The organism is Oceanobacillus sp. AG, from assembly GCF_009746545.1.
GTDB classification, from domain to species: domain Bacteria; phylum Bacillota; class Bacilli; order Bacillales; family Amphibacillaceae; genus Oceanobacillus; species Oceanobacillus indicireducens.
In genome coordinates, this window is record NZ_WOWT01000002.1 from 105,195 (window position 1) to 122,710 (window position 17,516).

Annotated in this window: 17 protein-coding genes; all 17 read left to right on the forward strand. The window is 43.3% G+C overall.

Going from position 1 to position 17,516, the window contains the following annotated elements; translation table 11 throughout:
- Positions 1 to 10: 10 nt before the first annotated feature.
- Complete coding sequence (gene rho / locus GN217_RS00460; protein ID WP_156854229.1) at positions 11 to 1,300, forward strand: transcription termination factor Rho; 1,290 nt, start codon at positions 11 to 13, stop codon at positions 1,298 to 1,300.
- A 165-nt stretch (positions 1,301 to 1,465) separates the two neighbouring features.
- Positions 1,466 to 1,711 (forward strand): type B 50S ribosomal protein L31, encoded by a 246-nt coding sequence (locus tag GN217_RS00465; RefSeq protein ID WP_156854231.1) that lies wholly within the window; start codon positions 1,466 to 1,468, stop codon positions 1,709 to 1,711.
- 541 nt (positions 1,712 to 2,252) lie between these two features.
- The gene (locus GN217_RS00470) at positions 2,253 to 2,876 is read left to right on the forward strand and encodes a thymidine kinase (RefSeq protein WP_156854233.1); all 624 of its coding nucleotides are present in this window, start codon (positions 2,253 to 2,255) and stop codon (positions 2,874 to 2,876) included.
- A gap of 401 nt (positions 2,877 to 3,277) precedes the next feature.
- Entirely contained in the window at positions 3,278 to 4,348 is a 1,071-nt protein-coding gene (gene prfA / locus GN217_RS00475) for a peptide chain release factor 1 (protein ID WP_156854235.1), read from the forward strand.
- A gap of 1 nt (position 4,349) precedes the next feature.
- Positions 4,350 to 5,207 (forward strand): peptide chain release factor N(5)-glutamine methyltransferase, encoded by an 858-nt coding sequence (prmC, locus tag GN217_RS00480; protein WP_156854237.1) that lies wholly within the window; start codon positions 4,350 to 4,352, stop codon positions 5,205 to 5,207.
- A 176-nt stretch (positions 5,208 to 5,383) separates the two neighbouring features.
- Positions 5,384 to 5,980, forward strand: coding sequence for a stage II sporulation protein R (spoIIR, locus tag GN217_RS00485; RefSeq protein ID WP_156854239.1), 597 nt, complete (start codon positions 5,384 to 5,386; stop codon positions 5,978 to 5,980).
- Between the two features lie 63 nt (positions 5,981 to 6,043).
- On the forward strand, positions 6,044 to 6,445 hold the full coding sequence (locus tag GN217_RS00490) for a GNAT family N-acetyltransferase (protein ID WP_156854241.1): 402 nt from the start codon (positions 6,044 to 6,046) through the stop codon (positions 6,443 to 6,445).
- Between the two features lie 222 nt (positions 6,446 to 6,667).
- On the forward strand, positions 6,668 to 7,681 hold the full coding sequence (locus GN217_RS00495) for an L-threonylcarbamoyladenylate synthase (RefSeq protein ID WP_156854243.1): 1,014 nt from the start codon (positions 6,668 to 6,670) through the stop codon (positions 7,679 to 7,681).
- A 509-nt stretch (positions 7,682 to 8,190) separates the two neighbouring features.
- Positions 8,191 to 8,742, forward strand: coding sequence for a manganese efflux pump MntP (locus GN217_RS00500; protein ID WP_232334278.1), 552 nt, complete (start codon positions 8,191 to 8,193; stop codon positions 8,740 to 8,742).
- A gap of 144 nt (positions 8,743 to 8,886) precedes the next feature.
- Entirely contained in the window at positions 8,887 to 9,345 is a 459-nt protein-coding gene (locus GN217_RS00505) for a low molecular weight protein arginine phosphatase (RefSeq protein WP_156854247.1), read from the forward strand.
- A 6-nt stretch (positions 9,346 to 9,351) separates the two neighbouring features.
- Entirely contained in the window at positions 9,352 to 10,641 is a 1,290-nt protein-coding gene (locus tag GN217_RS00510; RefSeq protein WP_156854249.1) for a methyl-accepting chemotaxis protein, read from the forward strand.
- Positions 10,642 to 10,662: 21 nt separating this feature from the next.
- A complete protein-coding gene (gene rpiB, locus GN217_RS00515) occupies positions 10,663 to 11,103 on the forward strand; it encodes a ribose 5-phosphate isomerase B (RefSeq protein ID WP_156854251.1) in 441 nt (146 codons plus the stop codon).
- Between the two features lie 43 nt (positions 11,104 to 11,146).
- Entirely contained in the window at positions 11,147 to 11,719 is a 573-nt protein-coding gene (locus tag GN217_RS00520) for a TIGR01440 family protein (protein WP_156854253.1), read from the forward strand.
- Positions 11,720 to 11,785: 66 nt separating this feature from the next.
- A complete protein-coding gene (locus GN217_RS00525) occupies positions 11,786 to 13,039 on the forward strand; it encodes a serine hydroxymethyltransferase (RefSeq protein WP_156854255.1) in 1,254 nt (417 codons plus the stop codon).
- Between the two features lie 176 nt (positions 13,040 to 13,215).
- Positions 13,216 to 13,845: a uracil phosphoribosyltransferase gene (upp, locus tag GN217_RS00530; protein ID WP_156854257.1), complete on the forward strand. Its 630-nt coding sequence runs from the start codon at positions 13,216 to 13,218 to the stop codon at positions 13,843 to 13,845.
- Positions 13,846 to 14,275: 430 nt separating this feature from the next.
- Entirely contained in the window at positions 14,276 to 16,420 is a 2,145-nt protein-coding gene (locus GN217_RS00535) for a S8 family serine peptidase (protein WP_156854259.1), read from the forward strand.
- 570 nt (positions 16,421 to 16,990) lie between these two features.
- Positions 16,991 to 17,374: an ATP synthase subunit I gene (locus GN217_RS00540; protein ID WP_156854261.1), complete on the forward strand. Its 384-nt coding sequence runs from the start codon at positions 16,991 to 16,993 to the stop codon at positions 17,372 to 17,374.
- Positions 17,375 to 17,516 lie beyond the last annotated feature (142 nt).

Sequence of the window (17,516 nt, forward strand, 5' to 3'; positions counted from 1 at the left end):
TGATATATTTATGGCGGAATTAACAATTTCCCAATTGGAAACATTAACACTAAAAGAATTATATGCATTAGCAAAAGAGTACAAAATTTCCTATTATGCGAAATTAACGAAAAAGGAACTTATCTTTGCTATTTTAAAGAGCCAAGCGGAAAAAGATGGCTTCCTGTTCATGGATGGGGTGCTCGAAATCATCCCGTCGGAAGGATTCGGTTTCCTGCGCCCCATCAACTATTCACCGAGCGCGGAAGATATCTATATCTCAGCTTCCCAAATTCGTAGATTCGATCTCCGTAATGGAGATAAAATTTCTGGAAAAGTGCGACCACCTAAAGAAAATGAACGTTACTACGGTCTGCTCCATGTAGATGCTGTAAACAGTGAAGACCCGGATTCTTCAAAAGACCGGGTTCATTTCCCGGCACTGACCGCCCTTTATCCGGACCGGTTTATGAAACTGGAATCAGAATCTGATAAATTATCAACAAGAATCATAGATTTGATGACACCGGTTGGGTATGGCCAACGTGGGTTAATCGTCGCCCCACCAAAAGCTGGAAAAACAATGCTTATCAAAGAAATCGCGAATAGCATTTCCAAGAACCATCCTGAAGCAAAATTAATTATCCTTTTAGTGGACGAGCGTCCGGAAGAAGTTACCGATATTGAACGATCTGTCGCACCAGATGTCGATGTCGTAAGTTCAACTTTCGATGAAGTACCGGAAAGTCATATCCGCGTCTCTGAGCTTGTTTTAGAGCGTGCGATGCGTCTTGTTGAGCATAAGCGCGATGTGATTGTGTTGATGGATAGTATTACACGACTAGCTCGGGCTTATAACCTTGTTATTCCGCCAAGTGGACGGACGCTATCTGGAGGGATTGACCCAGCAGCATTTCACCGTCCGAAACGCTTTTTTGGAGCGGCGCGTAATATTGAAGAAGGTGGCAGTTTCACTATTTTAGCAACCGCTTTAGTTGATACTGGCTCCCGTATGGATGATGTTATTTATGAAGAATTTAAAGGAACAGGGAATATGGAGCTTCATCTTGATCGTAATCTCGCGAACCGCCGTATTTTCCCAGCGATCGATATTCTGCGTTCCGGTACACGGAAAGAAGAATTACTCGTCGACAAAGATCACTTAGATAAAATGTGGACACTTCGCAGAACAATGCAAGATTCCAATGATTTTCTTGAACGTTTCCTGAAAAAACTCAAGAGCACAAAAACAAACGAAGAATTCTTATATGAGATGGAAGAAGAAATGAAACGCAAAGGCATCAAGCGCACAGAAAAATAAATCGTGCTTTAGGTATAACTTTTTGGTATAAAAAAATGATTGCAAACTTAAACTGATACTGGTATAATTCTTTTATGTGAGTTTTGATAAGTTTTTTATCACTTATGACGGCTCTTACAATAACTCTGTCTCCACAGGATTCAGGGCAAAAAGGAGTGGAATGAAATGAAAAAGGATATTCATCCAGAATACCGTAAAGTAGTTTTTCTTGATACAAGCTCAGATTTCAAATTCTTAAGCGGCTCTACAAGAGAGTCTAACGAAACGATTGAATGGGAGGACGGCAACACGTACCCACTAATCAAAGTTGAAATCAGCTCAGACTCCCACCCGTTCTACACAGGCAAACAAAAAGCCGATCGCGTAGGCGGACGAGTAGACCGATTCAAGAAGAAATATAATATGAAATAAAAAGGTGAGGCGACTGTTCGGAAGCTGAACGCTAGCAAGGGACCGAAAAGCGGGTGCACTCCCCGCTATTCGTGTCCCATGCTTATGACGACAGCTTCAAGGAGCCGAATCTAGATTGAACCTAGAATTGAACAAAAGGGTGAAAGGACTCGCCAGCCCTTAAATCTAGATTGAAATAATAAAAAAGACAGGCAAAATGTCGAAAGCCAATTTGCCTGTCTTTTGTTTGTTTATATATCATGCTTGTTACACTCAAAATTAATTTTAATATTTTTCTCGAACAGGGTTAAAATACACTGCAAATTGGTATACACTTGTATAAGCAATTTGTTAGCGAGATAAAGGAGGAAGTGCCCATACAGGCTAAGTACGCGATTCGTTACGCGGGCGCTTATACTAAGCACGTCCGGTAGGCAAAGCGGCGTATAAACTGAAGCAGTCCGAGTCACTGGGCGCTAGACGTGGCTAGTACTAGCAACTAGTTATCCACAGCATTTTTATTTTATTGTTTGCTATGCAACAAGAAAAGAGGTCAACGCACATGTATATGATGAAGCAAAGCGGCTGGATCGAAGTAATTTGCGGCAGCATGTTTTCAGGAAAATCAGAAGAACTTATACGCCGGATTCGCCGCGCCAGCTATGCAAATATGCAGATTCGCGTGTTTAAGCCGGTAATCGACAACCGGTATGACGACGAGTCCGTCGTATCTCATAACGGAACGACAATTATGGCTCGCCCGATCAAACATGCAAAAGATATATTCGAGTACGTCGACGAAACAGTTGAAGTTGTCGGCGTCGATGAAGTGCAATTTTTTGATGAATCAATCATTGAAGTAATTGATGAACTCGCCAATCGCGGCATCCTTGTCATTGCTGCCGGACTCGACACCGATTTCCGCGGTGAACCATTCGGGCCGATGCCAAGATTAATGGCGATGAGTGAATACGTAACGAAACTTAATGCAATTTGCCCGATTTGTGGATCACCTGCAACGCGCACGCAACGATTAATCAACGGAAAACCAGCCTCCTACGATGATCCGGTCATTCTCGTCGGTGCCTCTGAATCCTATGAACCAAGATGCAGACATCATCATGAAGTACCGAACAAACCTAGTAGAATAGGTTTCGTTAACAAGTTAACAAACAGCACAAAATAGAGCATTTTTAATCGATTGGAGTTTAGTAGAGAAGTTTTAAACTTTCGAACGAGTCGGTAGAGCATTACTTCGATTGCTTTAGGTGCTCTAACCGCTCGAACAGGCGGGCAACTGACGTCTTCGGCTTATTATGGGCCCTAATCGTTCGAAAAAACGTACCGGGCCCACTACTTCGATTGATTACAAGTGCTCCAACCTCTCAAACAAGAATGCCACCCACTTACTCCAGCTTATAATCGCTGGAAAAACGAGCTGATTCAACTTTCCGGTCATTTATAAGCAGTATAACTCAATCAACGACTTACCTCGGGTGTTTACCACCTCCGCATCTTAAAAAAATTTTGACCAACTGTAGCGGCTATACTATAATTAGAGTGTTAATTCAAAAAGAGGTGTTCGTGATGTTAGATCGCTTACAAGCGTTGGAAGATCGTTATAATAAATTGAATGAATTATTAAGTGACCCGGAAGTGTCGAGTGATCCGAATAAATTACGCGAGTACGGAAAAGAACAATCTGATTTGGAAGATGTTGTTCAAGCATACCGCGAATATAAAGGTTTATCGACTGAGCTTTCCGATGCGAAAGAAATGCTCGAGGATGAGCTCGACGGTGATATGGAAGAAATGGTAAAAATGGAAATCAGTGAACTTGAAGAACAACTCGAGACATTAGAAGACAATATGAAAGTCCTTCTATTGCCAAAAGACCCGAACGATGGTAAAAACGTTATCGTGGAAATCCGCGGTGCGGCAGGAGGAGACGAAGCAGCGCTCTTTGCTGGTGATTTATACCGGATGTATTCCCGTTATGCCGAAGAAAAGGGCTGGAAAACAGATGTGATGGAAGCAAACACGACAGGTGTCGGCGGCTATAAAGAGATTATCTTCATGATTAATGGAAAAGATGTATATTCTCGCTTGAAGTACGAAAACGGTGCCCACCGTGTGCAGCGTGTACCAGAAACAGAATCTGGCGGACGTATCCATACATCGACCGCAACCGTTGCAGTACTTCCGGAAGCGGAGGAAGTGGAAATAGATATCCATGAAAAAGATATACGTGTTGATACCTTTGCCTCGAGCGGACCTGGAGGACAAAGTGTTAACACGACAATGTCAGCCGTTCGTTTGACCCACGAACCAACAGGAATTGTCGTCTCCATCCAAGATGAGAAATCACAAATTAAAAACAAAGAAAAAGCAATGAAAGTTCTGCGCGCAAGAATTTATGATAAATACCAGCAGGAAGCTCAAGCAGAATATGATGAAACGCGTAAGTCTGCGGTTGGTACAGGTGACCGTTCCGAACGTATCCGCACATATAATTTCCCGCAGAACCGTGTAACGGATCATCGTATCGGGCTTACTATCCAAAAGCTCGATCAAATTCTTGACGGGAAACTAGATGAATTTATTGAGGCCCTAGTTTTAGAAGAACAGACAGCGAAATTAGAGCAAATTGGTGAATAAAATGACGTTAAAACAATATGAAGTCCTGAAACGGGCTTCTCTTTTTTTAGAAGCAAATAACCGAGAACCTCGTTTTGCCGAGTTACTCCTCCAACATCATCTCGGCCTCTCGCGATCAGCGTTTTTCCTAAATATGCGTGAGACGATTCCGGAAGAAGTGTATCATGCTTTTCAAACGGATCTGGAAAAGCATGTAAACACGGGTATCCCATTACAGCATCTTACCGGTTATGAGGAATTTTACGGCCGGCGTTTTCAGGTGAATGAATCAGTCCTCATTCCCCGCCCGGAAACGGAAGAACTCGTGCAGCATACGATTGCAGCCGTATACTTGAGGGGAAATCAAAAGGTGAGAATCGTTGATGTAGGTACGGGTAGCGGAATTATTGCGATTACACTGGCCTTGGAACTCCCTGAAGCAGACGTTTTCGCAACCGATATTTCCGAGGCAGCACTCCACGTCGCGCGGGCGAATGCAGCGAGGCTTGGAGCTGATGTTACTTTTTTTGAAGGTGATTTTTTACAACCACTCACGGAAAGACAACTACCTGTGGATATCCTCGTTTCAAATCCGCCTTATATTGCTGAAGCGGAACGGGGGGAACTTCATGACACGGTGAAAAACTTCGATCCCGATCTTGCCCTTTTTGCAGCAGACGACGGACTTGCTGCATATAAAAAAATCGTGAAACAAGCAACGGAGCTTATCAATCGAAACGGCTTGATTGCCTTTGAAATCGGGCATATGCAAGGAGAAGCAGTGAAACAACTTGTAGAGGAAAGTTTCCCTGACAGCAATGTGGAAATCATTCAAGATATCAACGGAAAAGATCGTATCGTTCTCGTAAAAATCTGCTAAAGTGAAACTCATTCAGTGGGTGTATCCTTACCTCGCCCACTGAATGTTTAGTTGAACAGAATCAGGTATTACAGACCGTTAATACGTGACAAATAACTTTTTACTAGAATACTAGTTTAAATTTTCGTTTCTTTGGTCATACTGTGGATAATTCAGTTGAAAAAGGAGTACCGAAAATGAAAAAACTAGTATTCTTTATTTTTATTATAGCTTTTATGTGGACAAGTCTTGCGGGATGGACTCCCGATGAACAAACAGAAAATCTAGATTACCAGGTCATTCCTGACGAAGCGATTCGCCTGCGGATTTTAGCAAACAGTGATGAGGAAAAGGACCAGCAAATCAAGCGTGAGGTAAGAGATGAAGTTAATAAAGTAGTAAGCAGATGGGTGGCGGATATTACAGATATTGAGGAAGCACGCGAACTCATTCAGGAGCGTCTGCCTGAAATTGACCAGCTTGTCGGAGAAGTTTTGCAAGAGTCGGATGAAAATAGGGAATACACAGTAGATTACGGCAAGAATATTACGTTTCCAATGAAGTTGTATGGGGACTATCTGTACCCGGCAGGTGAGTATGAAGCGATTTTAATTACACTTGGTGAAGGTGATGGCTCCAACTGGTGGTGTGTGTTATTCCCGCCCCTTTGCTTTCTTGATTTCTCATTCGGAACAACGGTAGAAGCGAAAGATGGCGAGTTAGACCAAGAACTAGAGGAAGAAGAGGAAACCGAGATTAAATTTTTCCTTTTTGAATGGCTTGGTTGGTCATAGTTTTCTTCGATTTGCATAACATGTCAGAAAGGGAACAATCAAATCTAGTAGAGGTGAATCGAAATGAAAGTAATGCCCGTAAAACACGCGACCTATGAGCAGCTTGATGATTTCTTGACGAGAAATGACCGTATCGATAAACCGTTACTCTTTGATAAGGGATTTGTAGTAGAAATTGGAGGGCGGATTGAGGCGAGTTTTATTCTTGATGAATTGGATTCTGGTGGATGTTGGTTGAAGCAGCTCTATATTACCCAGTCACATGCCGCGAAGTTACCTGTCTTGCTGGAAACGATTCTGCAGATTGCCCGTAAACAAGAGGCAAAAATTGTATATGTCCACAGTCACCAACCGGTTGTGGATATCCTGCTTGAGTCGCTTGACTTCCAACAGGAAAAAAATAAACAAAATATCCCCGAGAAGTCAGTAACATCAGGGTGTTGGTGGAGTTATCACGTTTCGTAAACAGCTATTTTATTTTCCACATTTTCCTGTGAATAACTTGTTGATAATTTACTTATAAATTTCAAAAATGTTTATATGCCCACTTATTTTGAATAAAGTCCTGTGGATAAATTGCCGCAGGATTTTTTGTGGATAAATCAGTGGATTGCACAATATAAAAATATCAACTAAACTGGTAACATAGTAGCGAAGGTTAACGAAAGAGAAACGAGGATTTAATGAATGGAAACGAAACGATGGAACATACAACGAGGAACGACGATAAATAAACAATTCATTAGCGAGGCAGCTGCCCTCCTAAAGGTTGGAGAGACCGTTGCTTTTCCGACTGAGACGGTGTATGGTCTTGGAGCTGATGCAACGAACAAGTCAGCCGTCGCGAAAATATTTGAAGCGAAGGGGAGACCTCAAGATAATCCGCTTATCGCCCATGTCGCAAATGTTGAACAATTGCAACAACTTGTGGATAACCTCCCCGAATATGTGGATGACTTAATTACTGCTTTTTCTCCCGGTCCATTAACATACGTGCTCGAAAGTAATGGGGCTTGTGCAGAGAATGTGACTGCTGGACTATCCACAATCGGTGTGCGTATCCCTGATCATCCGGTTGCCTTGGAGCTGCTTCAAGCATGTAATTTCCCGGTCGCTGCCCCGAGTGCCAATCTTTCGGGTAAGCCAAGTCCGACCACTGCAGACCATGTGGATGAGGACTTAAACGGGAAGATATCGGGGATTGTAGATGGTGGTCCGACTGGGGTGGGTGTGGAGTCTACTGTCATTTCCTGTAGGGAACACGATGTTGTGATTCTTCGCCCAGGTGGCATTACGAAAGAACAAATTGAACAAATTGTTCCTGTTGCCGAGCCCGTGAATGAAACTGTGGATAAACCTGCCTCCCCGGGGATGAAATATAAACATTATTCACCGGATGTTCCCCTGTGGCTTGTGGGCGGAGGTGCGGAGAAAATCCAAAACGTAATTGCTGAGGAAACCGCGAAAGGAAAAAAGGTTGCTCTTCTTGCGCGTGATGCGATTCTCGAGCTTGTCGAAGCAGATTTGAAACTTAGCCTCGGCTCAAGCTTAGAAGATGTTGCAAACAAGCTGTATGATAACTTACGGAAAGTTAAAAGATCGGATGTGGATATAATCGTTTCTGAAGTTTTTCCCGAATCGGGAATCGGACAAGCAATCATGAACCGTTTGAAAAAAGCGAAGACGGATTATATCCCTTAGTTTAATTATAGTAATTGGATGAAAAAAGCGATTCGTCTCGCAACATCGACATTAACGCGTTCTGTGCGTCGGAACTTCCACTGAATGAAGTTTCGTTTTATTAAACGCTGGTGGTATAATAAGAAGTAAGAGTATTGTGGATAACTAAAATTGCAGGTACGGCGTCCGCACCCAGCAAAACTCAAATGAATTACAACTTCATGATATAGGTCTAAAGGTCCCCGTCCCCTTAATCTCCCTTTAGGTAAAAAGGAAATCGATTAAGATCACGCACATATAGGCACCAACATCGAACTTCTTTCCATCCTGGAGGTACAGTTTGTGCATTGCTGTGACTACTGAACGCGCTCGTACAAAAATTCCTCGGTGGGACGATTAATCGCAATCTTTAGGCGGCCGCGCGAAAGCAAATCTTACTGTATGGCGCGGTTTTCGTCTTTGTTAATTTTCCACATATCCCCTCTTGGACATGCATATAGTGTATAAGCATGTCCAAGGGGGGATTTTTGTTGGGCATTTCAACAGGAGAATTTGTCACACTCATTTTTATGGGCCAGGCTCTTGCACTGGACGCTTTTTCGGTCTGCCTAGGGATCGGCATGCAGCAGATCCGATTAAAACGCATTCTGTGGATAAGTTTAATCATTGGGGCATTTCATATCATCATGCCGTTAATTGGAATTCTTATGGGAATAATGGTAGCAGGGCCATTTGAAAGTTATGCCCACCTGATCGGGGGAGCGTTACTTGTTTTCATCGGTTCCCAGATGTTTTTCAACGCTTTTACCGAAGAGAAAAAACTCATCATCCAGCCAGCTGGAATTGGTCTGATTATCCTTAGCTTTACCGTAAGCATGGATAGCTTCACAGTCGGTTTTGGTCTTGGGATTACAGGGGTCCATATTGCGCTTGCCCTTATATTATTCGGTGCATCCAGTGCCTTGTTATCTTGTATCGCCTTATTAATCGGGCGCCGTGTTCAAGGATTTCTAGGAAGATACAGTGAACTCCTTGGCGGAAGCATCCTATTCGGATTTGGCCTATACATCCTGCTCGCTTGAAAGGGACAGGGGGTCAGAGCATTTGTCCCGCGAAATGGGACAAATGCTCTGACCCCCTGTCCCGATTTTTCTGTCCGTGGGTGCTAGAGTGTGGTATATTTATAGGTAGATAGTCAGTGTTATCTTGCTTGGGGGGGAAAAGAGATGAATATTTTATTTGTTTGTACAGGGAATACGTGCCGCAGTCCGATGGCGGAAGCGATTTTACGGGATCGATATCCACAGGTCGCGGTTCAATCGGCAGGAGTTTTTGCTGTAGATGGAGTCTGTGCAAGTGGCAATACTTATAAAGCACTGGAGGAGTGTAATATTACACTGGATCACCGTTCCCAACCAGCCACTGAAGAATTGCTCCGGTGGGCAGAGCTTGTCCTTACAATGACGAGTCAGCATAAGCAGCTGCTTATTATGGAATATCCAGAATATGAAGCGAAAATTTACACACTGAAAGAGTACACAGGTAACGCAGATGAAGAAAGTCACGAGTATGATATTTCCGATCCATACGGTGGTGACTTGCACGTATACCGTTCCACTCGTGCGGAATTAGAAGAGCAAATCGACCGCCTAATAGAAAAAATAGAATCGGCAAAGGGGAAATAATAGTAAATGGAGAGAAAATATTCATTCAGTATCCGTAAGAAGCTTGTTTTATTCACCGTTTCATTAGCCATTATTACATATAGCACATCATTTGTTTTTATTTTTTTCCTATATGACTTTTTCCAGGATTACATACCGTTCAGTCTCGAATGGTTCACAATCATTACCTTTATTCTTGGAATCACGTGGTCGGGCATCCTAGCCTTCTTCTTCGCGAGCTTTATCACCAAGTCGATTGAAAAACTGGAAAAAGTTGCCACGATTGCAGCGGAAGGAAACTTGAACCAGACAGTCGAAATCCCGAAATCGAATGACGAAATACGTGGTCTGGCCCTCTCATTCAACACCATGCTGACGAATTTAAATAGTATCGTACAAAATATTGATGAAAACTTTGACAAGACGAATCAAGCAGTTATACAAATGAAAGAAGCATCAACAACTGCCCATACTCATTCCCGAATGATCGGTACATCGATTGGGGAAATCTCAAATGGAGCTGAAGATTCCTCTGTAGCGATTCAAAATACAGCAGAATCTGTCGAAATTGCGTCCGATCTTGCCTTAAAAGTTCAAGACCGGGCAGGGGAGTCAAAGGGTAAATCCGATCAAATGCTTGATACATTGAATGCGACGAAGGAAGTCGTGAACAATCTTGTTCAAGGCATTGACCAGATAGCAAAAGAACAGCAAGTGTCGTTAACTAGTGTTAATAATTTAAAACAAAATGCGATTCAAGTGGAATCCATTATCTCGATGGTTGGAGAAATCGCCGAACAGACGAACCTCCTTGCGTTAAATGCCTCTATTGAAGCAGCAAGGGCGGGAGAGCACGGGCAGGGATTTGCGGTTGTCGCAGAAGAAATTCGGAAACTCGCTGACCAAAGTGCCGGGGCTGTTCAGCAAATCTCTCGGCTTATCGGTTCCATCCAAGATGACGTGAAAAATGTTGTCGAAAATATTAATCAAAATGTCGTTTTTGCAAATAATGAAGCAAAGAATGGAAAACAGTCGAATGAGACGTTTGCAGAAATGTCCAATTCAGTCATGGAAGTAGCGTCCGAAATCGAAACAATCTCCGGCCTTGTTGATAAGCAATTACAGTCGATTCAAGATACGAGCCGTGAATCCCAGGAAGTTGCAGCAATTGCGGAAGAAACTTCAGCCGGTGCGGAAGAAGTGAACGCGGCAATTCAAGAACAGGTGGCTAGCATTGAAGATGTGGACCGCCTCGCAACAGAAATTGAAGAACATGCGAATCAATTGAAAAAACAAATACAGCAATTCCAACTTTAAAAAAGGAAAGGAAGAAACAACATGAAAGTTTTAATAACAGGCGACCATGCAGGCTTAACATTAAGGAATGAAGTGGCGGATTTAATGGATGAAATGGGAATTGAGTACGAAGATGCTGGAGCGAGTTGTGCAACCTCTGTCGATTATCCAGACTACGCCCTCCCAGCAGCAGAACGGATTGCAAACGGAGAGTTTGACCGGGGAATTTTCATCTGTGGAACAGGAATTGGCATGTCGATTGCTGCGAATAAAGTAAAAGGAATCCGCTGTGCTTTAGTGCATGACGTATTCAGTGCCCGGGCAACGAGAGAACATAACAACTCCAATGTTCTTGCGATGGGGGAGCGCGTTATCGGACCATCTCTAGGAAGAGAAATTGCCAAAGTTTGGCTTGAAACCGAGTTCCAAGGGGACCGTCATGCAAAAAGAATTGAAAAAATCCATTCCTATGAAGACAAATAAGTAGTATAGTAGAGGCATGGTTATTTTTCTGAAAAAATGTTTAATGGAGGGAAGCCAAGTGACGTTAATCGAACAAGTAAAAGTGGATTTGGAGAAAATCGTCGATGAATGGCTTGCGACTGATTATTTACGTGAAGATGAACTTTTCGTAATCGGTTGTTCCACAAGCGAGGTGGCAGGGAAGAAAATCGGTACAGCAGGTACAGAGGATATTGCCGCCCATATTTTCAGAGAACTGAACCGTTTAAAGCAAGAAGTGAATATCCAGCTTGCTTTCCAATGCTGTGAACATTTGAACCGTGCCCTCGTTGTCGAACAAAACGCAGCAAAAACTTTCGGCCTTGATGAGGTAACAGTCATTCCTGTTCCGGAAGCTGGCGGTTCGATGGCTTCTTTCGCCTACAAGCATATGGAAGAACCGGTGGTCGTTGAATCACTCGGGGCAAAAGCTCACGCCGGGTTGGATATTGGAGAAACAATGATTGCCATGCATTTAAAACCGGTTGTAGTCCCTTTGCGTTTCAGCAAGAAATATATCGGGGAAGCTCGGATTGGCCTCGCACGGACGAGACCGAAATTAATTGGCGGCGAACGAGCCGTTTATCAAGACACTTGAAGCAATTAAATAGAAGGATATATGTCCTTTTCATAATATTTAACAACTTACAGGGGGGACTCTACAATGGAACAAGTGAAGCAAACTGGATTAGAACAAACGGATCCGGAATTATATCAAGCAATTGAGGATGAAAAGAAACGTCAACAAGACAACATCGAACTGATTGCTTCCGAGAACTTCGTATCAGAGGCGGTGATGGAAGCGATGGGATCTGTCTTGACGAATAAATATGCGGAAGGTTACCCGGGAAAACGTTACTATGGTGGTTGTACATACGTTGATGTGGCGGAAGATCTGGCGCGTGACCGTGTGAAACAGCTTTTTGGTGCGGATCATGCGAACGTACAACCACACTCTGGAGCCCAAGCGAACATGGCTGTTTATTCAGCTATTTTACAGCCGGGGGACACTGTACTTGGAATGAACTTAAACCATGGTGGGCACCTTACCCACGGAAGTCCCGTTAACTTCAGCGGTAAACTGTATAACTTTGAAGAGTATGGGGTAGACGAAAAAAATGAACAGCTCGATTATGATGCTGTTTTAGCAAAAGCAAAAGAAGTAAAACCGAAGCTGATTGTAGCTGGTGCAAGTGCTTATTCCCGGACGATTGATTTTAAGAAATTCCGTGACATCGCGGATGCAGTCGATGCTTACTTGATGGTCGACATGGCTCATATCGCCGGCCTTGTTGCGGCAGGTGTTCATCCAAACCCGGTACCACATGCCCATTTTGTAACGACGACAACTCATAAAACGTTACGCGGCCCACGCGGTGGTGTTATCCTTTGTGAACAAGAATTCGCGAAGAAAATCGACAGCTCTGTATTCCCTGGGATGCAAGGCGGTCCACTCATGCACGTTATCGCTGCAAAAGCTACTGCGTTCAAAGAAGCATTATCTGATGACTTTAAAACATACGCAAAGCAAGTTGTTAAAAACGCTGCAGTCTTTGCAGAAGAATTATCGAAAGCAGGCATCCGCATCGTTTCCGGCGGTACAGATAACCACCTCTTGCTCCTTGACGTGAAGCCACTTGGATTCACTGGTAAGGATGCAGAAGAAGTGCTCGACAGTGTATTAATTACAACGAATAAAAACACGATTCCATTCGATACAGAAGGCCCGTTCATTACAAGCGGTGTCCGAATCGGAACAGCAGCTGTCACGACCCGTGGCTTCAAAGAAGAGGAAATCAAAGAAGTCGCAGAAATTATGGTTACTGCACTTAAAAACCACAAGAACAAAGACGTTCTTGAAGAATTAAAACAACGCGTCCTCAATTTGAACGCACGCTTTCCATTATATGCGAAATAATGAATAATCGAGGTTGGAATTTATCCCAGCCTCTTTTTTTCGTGTAATTAGCTGAGGGTTGTCACCACTAAAATGTAGTTCAACATTTTTTCAAAAATATATAATCCTGCTTGAATATCTTGTCGTTTTTCCGTATACTTTTAGGGATATGAAAATTTTAAAGGAGTGATCTGCAATTGAGTAGAGTATTCGTATTAGATCATCCGTTAATTCAACATAAATTAACGAAAATCCGTGATAAACACACAGGCACCAAAGAATTCCGTGAACTAGTTGATGAAGTGGCCATGTTAATGGCATTCGAAATCACAAGAGATCTTCCTTTAATGGACGTGGAAACAGAAACCCCTGTAACAGTTGCGAAAACAAAAGAACTCGTTGGGAAAAAAATCGGCCTTATTCCAATCCTTCGTGCCGGACTTGGAATGGTTGAAGGGGTACGCAAATTAATCCCAGCTGCAAAAGTAGGACATGTCGGACTATATCGTGATCCAGAAACGCTCAAGCCAGTCGAATATTACATTAAGCTTCCATCTGATATCTCAGATCGAGAACTGATCGTAATTGACCCGATGCTAGCAACAGGTGGTTCAGCAAACGATGCCATCCACTCACTAAAAAAACGCGGCGCAAAAAATATCAAACTCATGTGCCTAGTTGCTGCTCCAGAAGGTGTGGACGTCATCAAAGAAGACCATCCAGACGTTGATATTTATCTAGGTGCAATCGATGATGGTTTAGATGAGAACGGCTATATTATACCAGGTCTTGGTGACGCTGGTGACCGTTTATTCGGTACAAAATAAATAGGAAGTATGCAGTCTTTTTTGTAAAGAACTGCATACTTTTTTCTTTGGCTTTGGCTGCTTATGCCTGTAATCATTCGAATCCGGTTGTTTGTCGTTTCCTTGTGTGATGAGAGGGCTTGTAATCATTCGAATCCGTTTATTTGTCGTTTCCTTGTGTGATGAGAGGGCTTGTAATCATTCGAATCCGTTTATTTGTCGTTTCCTTATGTGATGAGAGGGCTTGTAATCGCTCGAACTCGAGTTTTTCTCGTACCTTCAAGTGATGAGGCCAGCTGTAATTCCTCGAACCGGAGCATCCCTGCGTTCCCTCGCATGATAAGACGTTGCAATTCTGCCCTAAACACTTACCCCCCACTCACAAAAAAACATACATATATTTACACTTTTATTAAAAACTAACCCTATCATGACAAAAGGAGCGGCCAACATGAGAGGATTTATTTTTTTCCTGATCGCGAGCTTCGTTTATTTTCCCGCCGTTCATGCGGAGGAAGTGGAAACGGTCATTATCGAAGTGGAGGGGAACGTGGAAGCGCACGCGGATTATATCAAAAACTATCATCCATTTATTGAAGTCGTCGCAACTTATTCGACTTTATTTAATGGTATCGCCCTACAAGGAAAACCAGAACAACTCGAGCGGCTGCACACAGCAGAATTCATAACAGGTATCCATGACGTCCAGACGTACAAAGCCGATCCGTTACATTCATCGGGACAACCGAAAACCGAGCCGCGAGACGCCCGGCAAAACTATACTGGGAAAAATATCAAAGTCGGAGTAATCGATACTGGGATTGACTACACCCATCCCGATTTAAAAAGTAACTTTGCTGGCGGGTACGATGTTTTTGATCTTGATGAAGACCCGATGGAAACAATACCGGAAGAAGGGATGCCGACGAGCCATGGAACTCATGTCGCAGGGATAATCGCGGCGAACGGAGAGTTGCAAGGAATAGCTCCTGAAGCCTCACTCTACGCTTATCGTGCTCTGGGCCCGGGTGGTTTTGGCTCGACAGTCCATGTGCTTGCCGCCCTTGAACAAGCGGTAAAAGACAAGATGGATGTCATCAATCTCTCCCTCGGTAATGAAGTCAATGGTCCCGACTATCCGACGAGTATTGCGGTTGATAAGGCAGTTGAGCTCGGTATTCCCGTCGTCATTGCCAATGGAAATAGCGGACCTGAGCCTTGGACGGTCGGGAGTCCAGCGACCGCAAAAAATGCTTTAGCTGTAGGGGCAGTTCAAGCACCTACTGAGGTGCCATATCTTTACCACGCGCCGGATAATAAAAAAATCTCCCTAGCTGCAATGCAGGGAGCGCCGGCCTGGGAGCTCACGAAGGATTATAAAATTGTAAACGCAGATGAAGACAGCACGAATCTTAACGGGAAAATTGCCCTGTTCGAGCGAGGGGAAGTAACCTTCCGAGACCTTGCACTGCAAGCGCAGGAAAAAGGTGCAGCAGCTGTTTTAATTTATAATAACGAACCTGGAGAACTCCATGGAGGCATCGAAAATGAAGAAGACGCGACAGTGGAAATCCCAGTTGCTGGAATTACAAAAGAGGACGGGGAATGGCTTATCGAACAGAATGTAACGTATCTCGATACCGTTTATGAATCCCTCGATACAACAATTGCTGCCTTCAGTTCCCGCGGACCTGTCACTGTCAATTGGCAGATCAAACCGAATGTAACGGCACCTGGAGCAGCAATCAACAGTACCGTTCCTGGAGGATATGAGCATTTGAGCGGAACAAGTATGGCAGCTCCATATGTCGCGGGTGCGGTTGCTTTACTAAAAGAAGCCCACCCGGACTGGGGTGTGGATACGATTTATCATGCATTAGAAACAACAGCAGTACCGCTACAGACAGAGAACGGTGATTTTCACGCACCATCGATTCAAGGACATGGCCTTATCCAACCAGAACAAGCAATCGAAACTCCGACTATTATAAAGAATGGAACACTTGAAGCAGGGAAAATTACAGAACGGCATGAAGCAGAGGAGTTTACCGTACAACTCGAAAATCGCTCATCTGATACCCAATCCTTTTCCTTTGACATTCCAAAGAGTGAACGGGGCATCGAATGGGAGCTTCCCTTATCGTTTGACGTCGCGCCGCACGAGACAGAAGAAATAAAAATCAAACTGAACATTACAAGCACGGAACTGGAAGAAGGGGTCCACGAAGGTTTCCTGACATTAAAGGAACAAACGGAAAATAAGACATATCATTTACCATATCTTTTCGTGAACCAATCGGCCGACCAGCCGAAAATTGCAGGGATAGAATTTAGTCTGAAACCATTTAGAGAAGATGTATACAGCTATAGTCTTTATTCAACAGAGGAATTGCAGCTCGTGTCAGTTGATTTATATGATCCCGACACCTTAACCTACCGTGGAAATTTACTGGAACTGGAAGAACCGACTGTCGGAATGAACGAAGGAGAAATCCCTAGTTACAAATTAACACCAGGCAACTATCTCGGTATCATCACCGCTATCAACAAAGACGAAAGAATAGAAACAACAGAAATCCCTCTCCACATCGAATAAAAACAGGACTTGGGGTCGAAGGCAATACTCTAATGGGACAACGCCTCTGACCCCGATGTCCCACCCTAATGGGACAACGCCTCTGACCCCAATGTCCCACCGAATATCCGGGATGTTTGAAAAACCGTTCACAGAAACGTCATATTTATGATGCTTGATTTCCTTTATAATAGTGGTGGATTAGAAGTGGTATGGTAGGTTTAACCTGTGATGAATTGATGGATAAAAGTGTTACGAAATGAATGTCATTTATCTATGGATTCTAATTGACAATGACCGTTCCAGTAAGGTACACTATCTTAGTGTGAGTATGGACATTTTTCGATAATTATTCGTTATTTATTCGAAAATTCGTCTGACTTTGTTAAAAAACATACAAATAGAGTAAACGATTCTGTTGGAGGTTTTTAGCAAGACTCATAAGTACATAAGTATAGGTCGCTGATTCTTGCAAGTTTCTGGCAACTGGAGGTACATCACCTTCTGCTATCGGGTAGAAGAACTGCGCCTCGCAAGTGGGAAGTTCATTGCCTGCCTGCGAATGTTTCACAGTAGGAGCGTAGAATACAAATGAACGAATTTGAAAGTATGATAACGCGCCAACGTAAATGGATGCTCTATTTACTGGCACTTATAGTGCTCGGAGTTGGGTTTCTTCCTTATACAAGGATTCTTAATGGACTCCTGTTAGGTGGAGCAATCAGTTTCTACAACCTATGGCTGCTCCAGCACAAGACAAAGCAGCTTGGTGATAGAGTAGCAGAATCAGGTGAGGCACGTGGAGGTTTGGGAACGTTCTCTAGAATGGCGGCAGCAGTATTAGGTGTGCTTATCGCAATTCGCTTTGAGGAAAACTTTCATATTATTGCTGTAGTAATTGGTTTGATGCTTTCTTACATCATACTCGGTCTTGATGGAATGTTTCGTTTTGTAATCAACAAAAAGTCAAGATGAATTCTGCACTACATACTACCTGCAGCTGTAATATGTAGGTTTTAAGGTGGGTATCTAAAATATCCACACAACCGCAATTTGACTGTTATCGTAGAAAAACAGTCAAATGTTCGAAAACCATCGATGTAAAGGGGTGATAATT